Origin of the sequence: Rhodococcus sp. 06-470-2 (assembly GCF_002258235.1) — a bacterium.
GTDB lineage: Bacteria > Actinomycetota > Actinomycetes > Mycobacteriales > Mycobacteriaceae > Rhodococcoides.
In genome coordinates this window covers 374,305-388,166 of the sequence record NZ_NOYB01000041.1, presented here as the reverse complement: position 1 = coordinate 388,166, position 13,862 = coordinate 374,305, and the positions used below count along the sequence as shown (strand labels likewise).

General features: G+C 66.0%; 16 protein-coding genes. 8 read left to right on the top strand and 8 right to left on the bottom strand.

The window, feature by feature from the left end; translation table 11 throughout:
* Positions 1-140 precede the first annotated feature (140 nt).
* Complete coding sequence (locus CH276_RS25190) at positions 141-1,511, bottom strand: MFS transporter (protein WP_176459427.1); 1,371 nt, start codon at positions 1,509-1,511, stop codon at positions 141-143.
* A 247-nt stretch (positions 1,512-1,758) separates the two neighbouring features.
* Between CH276_RS25190 and CH276_RS25185 the strand changes: the two genes are divergently transcribed.
* On the top strand, positions 1,759-2,253 hold the full coding sequence (locus CH276_RS25185) for a phage holin family protein (protein WP_032395253.1): 495 nt from the start codon (positions 1,759-1,761) through the stop codon (positions 2,251-2,253).
* 21 nt (positions 2,254-2,274) lie between these two features.
* Positions 2,275-3,207: an alpha/beta fold hydrolase gene (locus CH276_RS25180; protein ID WP_094628518.1), complete on the top strand. Its 933-nt coding sequence runs from the start codon at positions 2,275-2,277 to the stop codon at positions 3,205-3,207.
* Here the strand turns inward: CH276_RS25180 and marP are convergent.
* Genes marP through nth form a run of 4 tightly spaced genes read right to left on the bottom strand, consistent with a single transcriptional unit; the run spans position 3,204 to position 6,446 of the window.
* Complete coding sequence (gene marP, locus CH276_RS25175) at positions 3,204-4,394, bottom strand: acid resistance serine protease MarP (protein WP_094628516.1); 1,191 nt, start codon at positions 4,392-4,394, stop codon at positions 3,204-3,206. The genes CH276_RS25180 and marP overlap by 4 nt on opposite strands.
* Positions 4,391-5,077: an NUDIX hydrolase gene (locus CH276_RS25170; RefSeq protein WP_032395560.1), complete on the bottom strand. Its 687-nt coding sequence runs from the start codon at positions 5,075-5,077 to the stop codon at positions 4,391-4,393. Before CH276_RS25170 ends, marP begins: the two co-directional genes overlap by 4 nt.
* A 23-nt stretch (positions 5,078-5,100) precedes the next feature.
* Positions 5,101-5,709 (bottom strand): TlpA family protein disulfide reductase, encoded by a 609-nt coding sequence (locus CH276_RS25165; protein ID WP_176459440.1) that lies wholly within the window; start codon positions 5,707-5,709, stop codon positions 5,101-5,103.
* A gap of 50 nt (positions 5,710-5,759) precedes the next feature.
* Positions 5,760-6,446, bottom strand: coding sequence for an endonuclease III (nth, locus tag CH276_RS25160; protein WP_254923836.1), 687 nt, complete (start codon positions 6,444-6,446; stop codon positions 5,760-5,762).
* Between the two features lie 173 nt (positions 6,447-6,619).
* Between nth and CH276_RS25155 the strand changes: the two genes are divergently transcribed.
* Together CH276_RS25155 and CH276_RS25150 are read left to right on the top strand one after the other, a co-directional pair.
* On the top strand, positions 6,620-6,889 hold the full coding sequence (locus tag CH276_RS25155; protein WP_032395258.1) for a hypothetical protein: 270 nt from the start codon (positions 6,620-6,622) through the stop codon (positions 6,887-6,889).
* 267 nt (positions 6,890-7,156) lie between these two features.
* Positions 7,157-7,831, top strand: coding sequence for a Crp/Fnr family transcriptional regulator (locus CH276_RS25150; RefSeq protein ID WP_027494494.1), 675 nt, complete (start codon positions 7,157-7,159; stop codon positions 7,829-7,831).
* Here CH276_RS25150 and CH276_RS25145 read toward each other — a convergent pair.
* The gene (locus CH276_RS25145) at positions 7,828-8,619 is read right to left on the bottom strand and encodes an MBL fold metallo-hydrolase (RefSeq protein ID WP_032395259.1); all 792 of its coding nucleotides are present in this window, start codon (positions 8,617-8,619) and stop codon (positions 7,828-7,830) included. The genes CH276_RS25150 and CH276_RS25145 overlap by 4 nt on opposite strands.
* A gap of 58 nt (positions 8,620-8,677) precedes the next feature.
* On the opposite strand from CH276_RS25145, the gene CH276_RS25140 reads away from it, so the two are divergent.
* A complete protein-coding gene (locus tag CH276_RS25140) occupies positions 8,678-9,532 on the top strand; it encodes a Gfo/Idh/MocA family protein (RefSeq protein WP_094628510.1) in 855 nt (284 codons plus the stop codon).
* Positions 9,533-9,622: 90 nt separating this feature from the next.
* Here the strand turns inward: CH276_RS25140 and CH276_RS25135 are convergent, their stop codons facing one another.
* Both CH276_RS25135 and CH276_RS25130 read right to left on the bottom strand, forming a co-directional pair.
* Positions 9,623-10,081 (bottom strand): RidA family protein, encoded by a 459-nt coding sequence (locus tag CH276_RS25135; protein WP_032395261.1) that lies wholly within the window; start codon positions 10,079-10,081, stop codon positions 9,623-9,625.
* A 4-nt stretch (positions 10,082-10,085) separates the two neighbouring features.
* Entirely contained in the window at positions 10,086-10,253 is a 168-nt protein-coding gene (locus tag CH276_RS25130; RefSeq protein WP_094609297.1) for a DUF4177 domain-containing protein, read from the bottom strand.
* 47 nt (positions 10,254-10,300) lie between these two features.
* Here CH276_RS25130 and CH276_RS25125 point away from each other — a divergent pair, with 47 nt between their 5' ends.
* From CH276_RS25125 to CH276_RS25115, 3 genes are read left to right on the top strand one after another with little or no spacing between them, the layout of a single operon-like run.
* Positions 10,301-11,656 (top strand): wax ester/triacylglycerol synthase domain-containing protein, encoded by a 1,356-nt coding sequence (locus CH276_RS25125; protein ID WP_094628508.1) that lies wholly within the window; start codon positions 10,301-10,303, stop codon positions 11,654-11,656.
* A 45-nt stretch (positions 11,657-11,701) separates the two neighbouring features.
* The gene (locus CH276_RS25120) at positions 11,702-12,709 is read left to right on the top strand and encodes an ArsA family ATPase (RefSeq protein WP_094628506.1); all 1,008 of its coding nucleotides are present in this window, start codon (positions 11,702-11,704) and stop codon (positions 12,707-12,709) included.
* Positions 12,706-13,836 carry an ArsA family ATPase gene (locus CH276_RS25115; protein ID WP_094628504.1) on the top strand — a complete coding sequence of 377 codons (1,131 nt, stop codon included), beginning with the start codon at positions 12,706-12,708 and terminating at the stop codon, positions 13,834-13,836. Before CH276_RS25120 ends, CH276_RS25115 begins: the two co-directional genes overlap by 4 nt.
* Positions 13,837-13,862 lie beyond the last annotated feature (26 nt).

The following is a 13,862-nucleotide window of genomic DNA, read 5'->3' as shown; positions in this document are numbered from 1 at the left end:
TACTCCATAGCCGGTCACAGTGCCCCGCAGTATCACCACAGCCCGTGTGTCACATGTCCCTGGACATCTCGTGTCTCATATGTCTCCGGACTCAACACGACCCCTGCTACGAATTTCCGCTCACGTGCGGCGCAGCCGCTCTACACGCTGTCGAGCGACTGATCTCGTGTTTCCTTCATGATGATCAGCGAGATCAGCGTCAACGCCGCGGCGATGGCGAGGTACACGCCCACCCAGCCGACGCCGTAGCTGCTCACCAGCCAGGTGGCGATGAACGGTGCCACTGCGGCACCGAGGATCGACGCGGTGTTGTACGAGATTCCCGAGCCCGTGTACCGAACGTTCGTCGGAAACAGTTCCGGTAGAACGGCACTCATCGGTCCGAAGGTCAGGCCCATCAGCCCGAGGCCGACGCACATGAACACCAGCATCTTGCCTGCCGAGGCGGACGCCGGATCTGCGAACCAGTGGAACGACAGACCGAACAGCACGATCGCCGACGTGATGACGATCAGCGTGGGGCGACGGCCGTACTTGTCGGCCAGCAGTCCGGCCACCGGAATCAGCGCCGCGAAGAACAGCACCGCGATCAGCTGAAGCTCGAGGAAGTCGGTGTACGGGATGGCCAGCTTGGGGCCGTTGACGTCGGCCACCTTGCCCGTTCCGTAGCTGACCACCCACGTGGTCATGATGTAGAACAGCGTGTAGGTGGCGAGCATGACGAACGTTCCGATGATCAGCTGACGCCAACTGCTCTTGAACACCTGCGCCAGCGGGGTCTTGACCTTCTGGCCACGCTCGACGGCCAGCTTGAACACCGGCGTCTCCTCCAGCTTGAGCCGCACGTACAGGCCGATGATGACCATGACGGCGCTGAGCAGGAACGGGATTCGCCAACCCCACGTGAGGAACGCGTGATCGGTGCCCGAGTTCACGGAGTCGTAGCCCGTCGCGATGACGATGAGCAGGAAGATGCCGTTGGCGAAGAAGAAGCCGATCGGCGCGCCCAGCTGCGGGTACATCGCCGCCCACGCTCGCTTGCCCGGCTTGGCGGTTTCGGTGGCCAGCAACGCTGCACCGCTCCACTCCCCGCCGAGACCGACGCCCTGGGTGAAGCGCATGATCGCCAGCAGAGCCGGAGCCCACAGGCCGACCGCGGCGTACGTCGGCAACAGTCCGATCGCGAACGTCGCGACACCCATCGTCAGCAGGGAGCCGACGAGCGTCGCCTTGCGTCCGATGCGATCGCCGAAGTGGCCGAACAGAATCGACCCGACGGGCCGCGCGATGAACGCCAGGCCGAAGGTCGCGAACGACGCCAGCAGAGCGGTGGTGTCGTTGCCCGCGGGGAAGAACAGACGCGGGAAGACGAGCACTGCGGCGGTGGCATAGATGTAGAAGTCGAAGAACTCGATGGACGTGCCGACCATCGAGGCGATCACGATGCGCGACCGCGGCACCTGGGGTGCGGGAATGGCGCCGTCGGCGGTGACGGCGTGTGCTGAACTCACGAATGCTCCTGAAGGGGGAAGTTCCCTGCAAATTACCTGATGAACACCTGAGAATTTCACGCCCCGGGGCTGTTCGTTGCCGGTTCGTGCAACATTGTCGTGTTTGCCCTCGCGGACGCGGAGGTACCCGGCCACGACAGCCGAGCGTCGCTCGACTAGCGGGAAACAGTTAATCTGCTATCTAGGCACTACTGTCGATACGATCTTCCGCACAACACCGAGCAGAGCAATTACAAGGGGTCGAGAGTTGAGCGTCAGCAATGACAAGGGATACGGCAACGGCGTCCCGAACACGATTTCGTCGATACCTCTGACCGATGTCGATGCCCGCACCCCTGGTAGCGCCAGCATCGGAAACCTCGTCAAGGACGCCACCACTCAGGTCTCGACGCTCGTACGCGCCGAAGTCGCCCTCGCCAAGGCCGAGGTCACCGGCGAGGTCAAGAAGGGACTGCAGGGCAGCGTCTTCTTCATCATCGCGTTGACAGTGTTGCTGTTCAGCTCGTTCTTCTTCTTCTTCTTCGCCGCCGAACTGCTGGACGTGTGGCTCTACCGCTGGGCCGCATTCCTGATCGTGTTCGCCGTCATGGTGTTGGCGGCGGCGCTGTTCGGATTCCTCGGATACCGCAGGGTCAAGAAGTTGCGCAAGCCCGAGAAGACCATCGACTCGCTCAAGCAGGCGTCGACGGTGCTGCCGAACCAGCACGATTCCATCCCCGGAGTTCCCGGCTACAAGAAGTAGTAGCCCGGCGAGTCGAGCAGTATGAATCAGCCCGATCCGTCCACGGTCCGATATCCGGGACAGTGGATTCACCGCGACATCCACGCCAACGGAATTCGGTTCCATGTCGTCGAGGTCGGCGAACACGCACCGGACGCACCATTGGTGGTTCTGCTGCACGGCTTCGCCGACTTCTGGTACTCCTGGCGACACCAACTCGAGGCACTGTCGCGGTCGGGGGTTCGCGCCATTGCCGTCGACCTGCGCGGATACGGTGACTCCGACAAGCCTCCACGCGGCTACGACGGGTGGACCCTGGCGGGCGACATCGTCGGCCTGGTTCGAGCACTCGGTTACCCGAACGCCACCTTCGTCGGCCACGCCGACGGCGGTCTCGTCTGCTGGGCCAGTGCAGCGCTGCACCCCCGCCTGGTGAACTCGATGGTGCTCGTCAACGCGCCGCATCCCATCTCTCTGCGTCGCTCCGTGTTGAAGGACTCAGCCCAACGCGCCGCCCTGCTGCCACACTTCGTTCGCTACCAGGTTCCGCTGCGCCCCGAGAGACTGCTGACGCGTCGAGGCGGTGTCGCGGTGGAAGAACTGATGAGCAGCCGCGCCGGGAACGCGTGGCAGCGCACCGCGGATTTCGCGGACACCACGGCCAAGATGCGGTCGGCCATCCGTATTCCGGGGGCTGCGCACTGCGCACTGGAATATCAGCGCTGGGCGTTCCGCAGTCAGTTCCGTTCCGACGGCCGCCGCTTCATGGACGCCGTGGACGTCCGCACCTCGATTCGCGTCGCGCAGATCAGCGGCGACCTGGACCCGTACGTCCTGCCCACCACCCTCGACAGAGATCGACACTGGGCTCCGGGGCTGACGCGTCGAACAGTGCGAGACGTGGGGCATTACGTGCACCAGGAATCCCCCGACGTGGTGTCGGAGGAGATCCTGCGGGTCGTGCGCGAGCGCTAGACGATGCAGTCGCCCGTGCCCACCGGCACCGGGGCATCGAAACTCTGCGCGAGCTCGTCCGCGATCTCCGACGCGGTCAGCACGAATCCGGTGTCGGGGTCGTCGACCGCCGCGCCGAACACCACACCGAGTACCTCACCGGACGAGTTGACCAGCGGTCCACCGGAATTGCCCTGCCGCACCGATCCGCGGACGGTGTAGACCTCGCGTTGGACGGTGCCGGTGCGGTAGATGTCCGGTCCGCTGAGGTTGATGATCTCGCGGATGCGCGCCGGACTCGCCGTGTACGGCCCGCCCCCGGGGTAGCCGAGCACGATGGCGTCGGTTCCGGATTCGGCAGGCGCCGGCGCGAACGGCAACACCGGGGCCGCGAGCTCCGAAACCCGAAGCACGGCAACGTCTTCTTCCGGGTCGAACAACACGACGTCGGCGTCGAGCGGTCCGTTGGGCGAATCGACCGTCACCTCGGACGTGCCTGCGACGACGTGCGCATTGGTCATCACCAGATCCGATCCGACGACGAAACCCGAACCTTCCAACGCCTTCTGGCAGCTCGGCGCGATGCCGTTGATCTTGATGACGCTCGATTGCAGTTGCACCGGAATCGGTCCCGCTGCGATCCCGGAATCGGGTGCGGCGACGTTCGCGACCGGAGTGCGTCCGAACGGTCCGATGACGTCGGGAAGCCCGGACGTATCGAGTAGCGCCGAGAATTCCTTGGGCACCTGACGTAACCAGTCGGGTGCCACCTCGTCGACTTTGCCCAGAACCGTCGAGCCGCGTACAGCGCTGGCGACCTCGGGCTGCGAGGACGACGTCAGCGGAATGGCGAGCAGCCACGCGGCCGCGAGAACGGCTGCGGCCTGCAACCCGGCACCGATGGTGCTGTCGACCGATCGTGCTGCGCGCGAATGGATTCCGCTGCGCAATGCCCGACCGAGAACCATGCCGGCCACCTCACCGACGATCACCAACACCACGATCAGCGCAATTCCGACGAACACCCGCGTCCGCGAACCGTCGACGTGTTCGAGCACGTGCGGTGCCACCAGAATGCCGGCGACGGCCCCGAGCACGACACCGAGAAACGCCAGCGCCGACGCCACCGCCCCCTGCCGCCATCCCGACGTCGCCGCCAGCAGTGCGATGGCAACCACCGCGATATCGACCCACCCTGAACCTGTCACCGATCGAGCCTCGCTCCTACCGCAGTCAAGCTGGCCTCCAGATCGCGTATGTCCCCCGTGTCCCACTCGGGCTCCCAGCCCGATACAGCCAGCAGACCCGCCAGGATACCGCCCGTGAAGCCCCACACCAGCATGCCCTGCACAGCGAACGCGGGACCCTGGTATCCCGCAGGGTGGCGTACCTGGAATCTGTTGTTCGGATCGAGCAACTCGCGCAACGGAACTCGCACCACTCTCTCGGTCTCGCCGGGATCGACGACGCGAACCGGGGTCGGCCGCTCCCAGTACGAGAGCACAGGAACCACGTCGAAGCGCGAGGGCGGAACGTAGATTCCTGGCATCGTCGCCAACGGGACGACGCCTGCCGGGTCGAGCCCGGTCTCTTCCTGCGCCTCCCGCAGTGCCGTGCCGATCGGGCCGTCGTCGCCCGGGTCGGTGGCTCCGCCGGGAAAGGCGATCTGCCCGCTGTGATCTCGCAGTGTCGATGCACGCTGGGTCAGCAGGACGTCGGCGTCGGCAGGCAGTCCGCCGGGCGCACCGGGATCGGCGACGGGTGTGCCGCCGAACAGCACCAGCACGGCGGCGGACCGCGGCCGGTCGGACGGCGGCGCTTGACGCTGCAGCACGGGGTTGGTGCCGGTGGTGTCGGTGAGTCCGCCCGCCCTGCCTGCGACGTCGATCATTCGCCCGAGCCAGTCGGGTGCGGTCACGAGTCGACTCCGAGGTTCACGCGGACGGCGTCGGCGATGTCGTCGACGCTCCGGAAGGGTTGTGGCAGCACCTTGGCGACAGTGCCATCCGCAGATATCAAAACGGAAACGGGCAGCACGTTGGGCGCTCCCACGGCGGCGACGACGCGGCCGCCGCCGTCCTGAACTCCGGGCAGAGTGATGCCGTAGTCGGCGAGCCGGGTCAGACCGTTGGCCTCGTTGGCGTCGTTGTGGACCGTCAGAACCTCGACCTTCTCGCCCGCCCGTTCGGCGTACTGCTGCAGGTAGGGCAGCTCTTCGGCACAGGGGCCGCACCAATACGCCCAGATGTTGAGCAGGGCCGGTCGGCCCGCGAGTGCCCGACCGAGGTCGACGTACGATCCGTCGCCGATGCATTCGAGGGTGATACCGGTCAACGGGCCCGCGGCGTCGCCCGAGGCCGTCGGGCACGCGGCGAGACCGGCCTCCTGACGCAGGGGTGCCAGCGCCTCCGGGGTGTCGGCTGCGCGACGCTCGTCCGTGCTGGGAGCTCGCTGCCCGAGGCCGGGTGAGTCCAGTGGTCCTGCGGTCGGCACGTCGTTGCGAGGCCACAGCGCGTAGACCATCCCGACCACCAGGATCAGAGCGACCAGTGACCACCGCAGAGCAGATTTGTTCACGGCACGATTCCGGCGAGGGCGAGGAGGTGATCGGTTTCCGGGCCCTTCACCAACGCAGCCGCCGTCGCAGGGTCGGTGGGACCTGCCCCGAACGACGGGCAGTCCTTGGCGAGAACGCACACCCCGCAGGCAGGCGTGCGGGCATGGCAGACGCGCCGGCCGTGAAAGATGACTCGATGCGAGAGCAGCGTCCACTCCTTGCGTTCGATGAGTGCGCCGACGGCGTGCTCGACCTTGACCGGATCCTGCTCGTCGGTCCACTGCCAGCGTCGGACGAGCCGTCCGAAATGGGTGTCGACGGTGATTCCCGGAACATCGAAGGCATTGCCGAGAACCACGTTGGCCGTCTTGCGGCCGATCCCGGGAAGCGTGACGAGGTCCTTCAAGGTCGCCGGCACTTCACCGTCGAAGTTCTCGAGCAACTTCTGCCCGAGCCCGATCAGCGAGGTGGCCTTGTTGCGATAGAAGCCAGTGGTGCGGATGTACTCCTCGAGTTCGGTGCGGTCGGCCTCCGCGTAATCGCGGGCTGTGCGGTATCTCACGAACAGTGCCGGTGTCACCATGTTGACGCGTTTGTCGGTGCACTGCGCGGACAGGATGGTCGCGACGGCGAGTTCGAGGGGCGTGGTGAAGTCCAGTTCGCAGTACACGTGTGGGAAGGCAGTGTTCAACGTCCGGTTCATCCGCCGAGCTCGGCGCACGAGCCCGAGGTGCGTCTCCTCGCGTTTGCGCACGTCGGGGCGTTTCGGAGCTGTCGAATCCACTCCACAACTGTACGGACAAGAATGCGTAACGTTCCTCGCGGCAGCAGTGGGCTGTGTTTGTATCGAGACCTTTTCGGTGTTAACTGGCCGGTATGCAAGGACTCGCCGTGGTGCTCTTTCCGGTACTACTCATGCTCTTCGCACTCGCGATGGAACGCGTCGAGTTCCGGCTCAGCAAGCTCGGCGTCCGAGAGCAGGAAGTACAGGAGTTCCTCGATCAGGCGAGCACATCCGAGGTCGCCACTCTGGCGAACGAGGGCTTCCCGCACGCACTGGCCCGATTCAACACCCGCAAACGCCGCCAGACCCCGCCGCGGACCGTCGACACGCGCGACGGCATGGTCGACCAACGAGCCAGCTGAGCGCACGTTTCGTCCCATTGGTCGTAATTTCGATGAATTTCAGGTGAACGGGAGCACACACCCGAGACCTCTGGCAACCTGTGGTGGCGTCGATCACTCGGTTTCCACCGACTCGAAGTAGACTCCCCTGAGGTAATTGTTGTGTTTGATCATCTGGTCGGCGTCGACGCCTGAACTGCACCGCAGTTCGGTGCATGGCACGAACTGTGTACAAACGCTTTCGATGGTGCGGGTTGCCGCGTCACCGACATCCCAAAAGGAGCGCAAGTGGACGACGTCCTGGCACGGGCCGGCATCTTCCAAGGAGTCGAACCCTCTGCGGTTGCGGCACTGACGAAGCAGCTGCAGCCTGTCGATTTCCCCCGCGGACACGTCGTGTTCAACGAGGGTGAGCCCGGAGACCGGCTCTACATCATCGTCTCCGGCAAGATCAAGCTCGGGCGACGCTCCCCCGACGGTCGCGAGAACCTCCTGACGATCATGGGACCGTCGGACATGTTCGGCGAGCTGTCGATCTTCGACCCCGGCCCCCGTACGTCCTCGGCCACCACGGTCACCGAGGTGCGCGCGGTCAGCATGGATCGAGCTGCGCTCAAGGACTGGATCGATCAGCGCCCCGAGATCGCCGAGCAGTTGCTGCGCGTGCTGGCCCGCCGGTTGCGTCGCACCAACAACAACCTGGCCGACCTCATCTTCACCGACGTTCCCGGACGCGTCGCGAAGGCGCTGCTGCAGCTGGCCCAGCGCTTCGGCACCCAGGAAGCGGGCTCGCTGCGCGTCACCCACGACCTGACGCAGGAAGAGATCGCTCAGCTCGTCGGTGCCTCTCGCGAGACGGTCAACAAGGCACTGGCCGACTTCGCACACCGCGGATGGCTGCGCCTCGAAGGCAAGTCCGTGCTGATCTCGGACTCCGAGCGTCTGGCACGCCGAGCTCGCTAGCTCTCGCGGAGGTAGGCCAGCTGCGTCTTGACCGACATCCGCGCAGCAGGCCACAACTTCTTGTCCACGTCCGCATAGACGTGGCGTACCACCTGCATCGGTTTCGCGTTCTCGCCTAGTTCGGCGAGCGCCGAGCGAACCTGATCCAGCCGCTGCCGACGGTGCGCGCGATACGCCCGCGCCACCTCGGCGGTGTCCGGCAACTCCGGCCCGTGACCGGGAAGCACGGTCTTTCCCGCACCGGCAGCTTCGAGCCGGTCCAACGACTGCAGATAATCCGCGAGCGAGCCGTCCTTCGGGTCGAGCACCGTGGTGCCGCGGCCGAGGACGGTATCTCCCGTCAGGACCGCGTCGTCGAGCACGAAACTCACCGAATCCGCGGTGTGACCCGGCGTGTGCAGAACCTCGATCCGAAGACCCGCGGCCTCGATGACCTCGCCGTGGGCCAGAGCAGCGCCGTCCCCGTGCAGGAACTTCTCCCCGACCGCGCGCACCGGAGCCGCCGTCTTTCGGTGAAAACGCTTCAGCCCACCGGTGTGATCGGCGTGGCGATGGGTCACCAGGGTCAGCACCACCGTGCCCGACGCGGCGACGGCGTCGAGGTGGGCTCGGTCCTTCGGCCCCGGATCGACGACGATGCACTCCTCGGACCCCGGTGCCTGGAGAATCCAGGTGTTGGTTCCGTCGAGGGTCATCTTGCCCGGGTTGTCGGCGAGCAGAACCGACGCGGTCGGCGTCACCTGCCGGCGTAGTCCGTACGCGGGATGCTGGGGATTCGAAACGGCCATTGAAACACTGTAGGTCGCCGACCCCAGCTCGTGTCCATGCGGACTACCGTCGACACCTATGAAGATCGGACTCGTCGGAGCGGGCCCCTGGGCTCGCAAGACTCAAGCCCCCTCGTTGCTCGCTCATCCCGCCGTCGACTTCGCCGGAGTGTGGGCCCGACGGCCCGAGGCGGCGGCCGAGATGGGCGCACCGGTCTTCGAATCGTTCGAAGCCCTGCTGGGCGCGGTCGACGCGGTCGCCTTCGCGGTACCACCGTCCGTGCAAGCCGGGTACGCGCTCCGCGCGGTCCAGGCAGGCAAACATGTGTTGCTGGACAAGCCGATTGCCGCAACAGTGGCCGAGGCCGAGGAACTGGCCTCGGCGGTGACGGCAGCGGGCGTGCGCTCGATGGTGACGCTGACCCTCCGATTCGCCCCGGAGACAAGGCGATTCCTGGACGCGGCCGCCGGTCGCGCGTGGGCCGCGGGCTCGGGAACCTGGTTTTCCGGTGCCGTCCTCGGCGGGGCGTACGCGAACTCCCAGTGGCGACACGACGACGGGGCAATCCTCGACATCGGACCACACGTGTTCGATCTGCTCGATGCAGCGCTGGGAACCATTGCGCGCGTTGCCTACTCGCACCGAGAGGTGGCGTCGGACAGTTGGACGGTGCTGCTCGAACACGAAGGCGGAGCCCGCAGCACGGTGCAGTTGTCCCTGCGGACGCCGGTCATGCCGTCTCTGATGCGGATAGAACTCAGCGGCACCGACGGAGTCGTGACACTCACCGATCGATCGACCTCGTCGACCGACTGCTTCGCCGTCCTGCTGGACGAATTCCTCGAGTCGGTCGACAAGGGTGTCGATCACGAATGCTCGGTACACCGAGGCCTGCACCTACAGAAGGTGATCAGTGCGGCTACGCCCCAGTGACATGTGCGGCTGCGCCCCAGTGACATGTGCGGCTAAGCCGCAGTGGCGTGGTCGAGTGCCCCAGAGAGCACACAAACACACCACTGCGCGTCAGCGCAGTTCGACGATGAGCTCCACTTCCACCGAAGCACCGAGGGGCAGTTCGGCGACACCCACAGCCGAGCGCGCGTGCTTGCCCGCATCGCCGAAGATCTCACCGATGACGTTCGACGCCCCGTTGATCACCCCGGGCTGACCGGTGAATCCCGGCGCGGAGGCGACGAACCCGACCGCCTTGATCACCCGGGCCACCGAATCGATGCCGACGAGCGCGTGCACGGCGGCGAGCGCGTTCAGGGCACAGATGCGTGCCGCAGCGGTGGCGTCCTCAGCGGTGACGTCGGCACCGACCTTGCCCACGGACGTCAGGTTTCCGTCCACGATCGGCAACTGGCCGGAGGTGTGGACGAGCGAGCCCACCTGCACCGCCGGGACGTAGGCGGCCAGCGGCGGGACGACGTCGGGCAGCTCGATGCCCAGCTCGGACAGTCGTTCGCTCCAGTTCGCCACGCGCTCAGGCCTTCGGACGCTTGAAGTACGCGACCAACGTGTCGCCGCCGTTGGGTCCCGCCATGATCGTGACGAGCTCCCAGCCCTCGGAGCCGTAGTTGTCGAGAATCTGCTTGGTGGCATGAATCAGAACCGGTGCGGTGAAGTACTCCCAGATGATCTTTTCGCTCATGACTGTCGAGCCTATCGCCCACGCGGTGCCGGAACTACAGTCGTCGCATGGATCGGCTCGATATCAAGGACGCCATCTATCACTTCGCGCGCGACCTCGGTGATTCTCGAGACCAGTTCTCCCTGACGGTGTTCGACTCGGTCGATCGCGACGCGCCCTCGTTCGAGGAGGTCGTCGCGCACATGGAGACCCGTGTGCCCCTCGTTCCCGGCCTGGGGCTACGGCTTCGGGAGGCACCGCTGAACCTCGACTACCCGCGATGGGTACCCGACACGTCCCCGGTGTCCGAACGGATGTCCGACCACGATCTCGGCGGTGCTCCCTGGGCCGATTTCGAGGCCTTGATGGGCGACCTGCTCCGCACCCGTCTCGATCTGAGAGACCACTCCTGGCACGTGCATGTGGTGCGTGGAATCGGTTCTGCTCCGCTGGTGCAGGGAGCGGTCACGGTGGTGATATTGCAGGTCGGACACGCCCTGACCGATGGCCTCGGCGTCTCGAAGATGGTTCGCGCACTGTTCGAGGCACAGTCCTCGGCGGGCGCGGCACCGTCTCCGCAGACCGAGCCCGAGCGGGAGAACCCCGTTGCCGGCGTGTTGGGTGCGGTGGTCCGGGCACCGGTGGATCTCGTTCGATCGCGATGGGAGGCCCGCCGCGCGATTCGCGCCTACCGGGGTACGACGCCCCTCCCGCCTGCGGTGCCCGCCACGTCGATCAACCGGGCCGTGGGGCCGTATCGAGTCGTCCGCATAGTGCCGATGCAGGCGACGGAGGTCCGCGTGGGTGCCGCGTCGTTGACGGTGTCCGCTCTCTGCGCCGTCGGCCCGTGCCTCGATCGGTATCTCGGCGACGGTCACGGGACACTGTCCGAGACCGGAGGCATCGTGTCGGCGTTCGTCCCGATGGCCCTGCCTCGCGATACGGAGTGGCCTGCAGCGAATCGCGCGGTGGTCGGAACGGTCGATCTCCACGTCGGCGAACCCGATCTCGAGAAGCGGGCCGAGCTGATCACTCGGTCGCTCGCAGTCGAACGAGCCAGAGTGACGGCCGCGCCACTGCTTCGCATCGCGCGAGCGGACGAGCGGGTGCCCGCGCCGATCGTCCGATTCGTCCAGGGACGTCGATTCCGAAAACGCGACGGCTCTCCGGCGCGCGTCGGGGCTCAGACAACCGTGGTCAGTGTCGACCGTGGCCGCGCGAATCTCGAGCTGTGCGGTGCCGTTTCGCGCTTCTCGGCGGGCTTTCCGTTCCTCGAAGACGGCCGGTGTCTCAACCACGGGATCTTCGGCATCGGCTCTGTGGTGACGGTTGCCATGGTCGCCTGTCCCGACGCAGTTCCGGATCTCGACGGCTACACCCGGCAATTGGTCGACCGACTCCGCCGACACTCGGGGCAGAGTTAGAGACTTCGGTCGGACGCCCGGGGACGACCTCTATATGGTCGGGGTGTGGGTATAGCGAACGAAGAGGGATGGCCGGCGAAGGCAGATGCCGCGCGGCTGCATTTCGTGTCCGGTAAGGGTGGCACCGGCAAGACGACGGTCGCTGCCGCATTGGCGCTGGCGCTCGCGGCAGGCGGTCGACGGGTGTTGCTGGTCGAGGTCGAGGGCCGACAGGGCATCGCGCAGCTCTTCGACGTGCCGCAGCTCCCGCCGCAGGAGACGCGGGTCGCCTCGGCGGACGGCGGCGGTGAGGTCTACGCACTGGCGATCGACATCGAGACCGCGTTCCTCGAATACCTCGAGATGTTCTACAACCTCGGCTTCGCCGGCCGCGCGATGCGCAAGATCGGTGCCATCGAGTTCGCGACGACCATCGCACCCGGTCTGCGCGATGTGCTGCTCACCGGCAAGGTCAAGGAATGTGTGGTGCGGACCGACAAGAAGGGCAACCGCATCTACGACGAGGTCGTCGTCGACTCGCCGCCGACCGGCCGCATCGGAAACTTTCTGGACGTCACCAAGGCCATGGCAGATCTCGCCAAGGGCGGTCCGGTTCGTTCACAGAGCGAGGGCGTGGTGCGGTTGCTGCACTCGGCCGACACCGTCGTGCACCTGGTGACGCTGCTCGAGGCGCTGCCGGTCCAGGAGACCGCCGACGCTGTGCGCGAGCTGGAGGCGGCCGATCTTCGGCTCGGCACGGTGATCGTCAATCGCACCGAACCGACGTACCTGCCTGCCGAGTCCCTCGACGCCATCGCCGGGGGCGAGATCGATGCCGTCGCCATTCAGGACGGTCTCGCCAAGACCGGAATCACGTTGTCCGAGGCGGACTTCGCGGGGCTGCTCACCGAATCGATCGAGCATGCGGCGACGCTCTCGGCTCAGGTGGAGAGCGCAACCACGCTCGACGAACTCGATGTCGCGCGGATGTCGCTGCCGATGTTGGCCGACGGTGTCGATCTCGGCGGCTTGTACGAGCTCGCCGCCAAGCTCGCAGAACAGGGTGTCCGATGACGCGACCAGTAGCAACCGAACTCGATGTCGACCGCATTCTGACCGATCCCACGTCGCGAATCGTCGTCGTCTGTGGGGCGGGCGGTGTCGGCAAGACGACCACCGCGGCAGCGATGGCGCTGCGCGCCGCCGAGCAGGGCAGGCGCGTGGTGGTGCTGACGATCGATCCGGCCCGCCGCCTGGCTCAGGCACTTGGTCTCGGCGATCTCGACAACAGCCCGCAGCCGGTGAAGTTGGGTGCCGGTGCCAAGGGTGAACTGCACGCGATGATGCTGAACATGCGACGCACGTTCGACGAGATGGTCATCGAGCACTCGACGCCGGAGAAGGCCGAGCAGGTGTTGGCCAATCCGTTCTATCAGACTGTGGCGTCGTCGTTTTCGGGCACGCAGGAGTACATGGCGATGGAGAAGTTGGGGCAGCTGTCCCTCGACTCGTCGTGGGATCTGATCGTGGTGGACACTCCGCCGTCGCGCAACGCACTGGACTTCCTCGATGCGCCGCAGAGACTTGGCTCGTTCCTCGACGGCCGTTTCATCCGACTGCTCACCGCTCCGGGTCGCGGCATCACCCGCGTGGTCACCAGCGCGATGAGCTTGGCCATGCGCGGCGTGTCCACCGTGATCGGTAGCCAAATGCTTTCCGACGCATCGGCTTTCGTTCAGTCGCTCGATTCGATGTTCGGTGGCTTCCGCGAGCGGGCGACGCGTACCTACCAGTTGCTACGCGAGGACGGCACCAGCTTCCTCGTCGTCGCTGCCGCAGAGCCGGATGCACTTCGCGAGGCAGCGTTCTTCGTGGAGCGGTTGTCCGCGGAGAAGATGCCGCTGGCCGGCTTGGTGGTGAACCGGACGCACCCGACGTTGTCGTCGGTGCAGGCCGATCACGCTGCGACGGCCGCAGATCTGCTCGATCGAATCGAGGACCCCGGCGCGGACCTGACCGCTGCAGTCCTCCGAATCCACGCCCAGCGCGCGGTCACGGCAGCGCGGGAGGTGCGGTTGCTTCGACGCTTCACCGGTGCGCACCCCCGGGTGCCCATCGTCGGTGTGCCGTCGCTGCCGTTCGAGGTCTCCGACCTCGCCGCGCTGCGCGCAGTGGCCGATCAGCTGACCCGCAAGGGCTAGATCGGCTGACCCGCACGGGCCGGATC

Excerpts from the sequence above, each read along its gene's own strand:
- CH276_RS25125 (WP_094628508.1), top strand. The coding sequence starts at position 10,301 with ATGGATCGGCTCGATATCAAGGACGCCATCTATCACTTCGCGCGCGAC.
- CH276_RS25170 (WP_032395560.1), bottom strand. The coding sequence starts at position 5,077 with ATGATCGACGTCGCAGGCAGGGCGGGCGGACTCACCGACACCACCGGC.
- CH276_RS25180 (WP_094628518.1), top strand. The coding sequence starts at position 2,275 with ATGAATCAGCCCGATCCGTCCACGGTCCGATATCCGGGACAGTGGATT.
- CH276_RS25140 (WP_094628510.1), top strand. The coding sequence starts at position 8,678 with ATGAAGATCGGACTCGTCGGAGCGGGCCCCTGGGCTCGCAAGACTCAA.
- CH276_RS25145 (WP_032395259.1), bottom strand. The coding sequence starts at position 8,619 with ATGGCCGTTTCGAATCCCCAGCATCCCGCGTACGGACTACGCCGGCAG.
- CH276_RS25155 (WP_032395258.1), top strand. The coding sequence starts at position 6,620 with ATGCAAGGACTCGCCGTGGTGCTCTTTCCGGTACTACTCATGCTCTTC.
- CH276_RS25130 (WP_094609297.1), bottom strand. The coding sequence starts at position 10,253 with ATGAGCGAAAAGATCATCTGGGAGTACTTCACCGCACCGGTTCTGATT.
- CH276_RS25165 (WP_176459440.1), bottom strand. The coding sequence starts at position 5,709 with ATGGTCTACGCGCTGTGGCCTCGCAACGACGTGCCGACCGCAGGACCA.
- CH276_RS25115 (WP_094628504.1), top strand. The coding sequence starts at position 12,706 with ATGACGCGACCAGTAGCAACCGAACTCGATGTCGACCGCATTCTGACC.
- nth (WP_254923836.1), bottom strand. The coding sequence starts at position 6,446 with ATGAACCGGACGTTGAACACTGCCTTCCCACACGTGTACTGCGAACTG.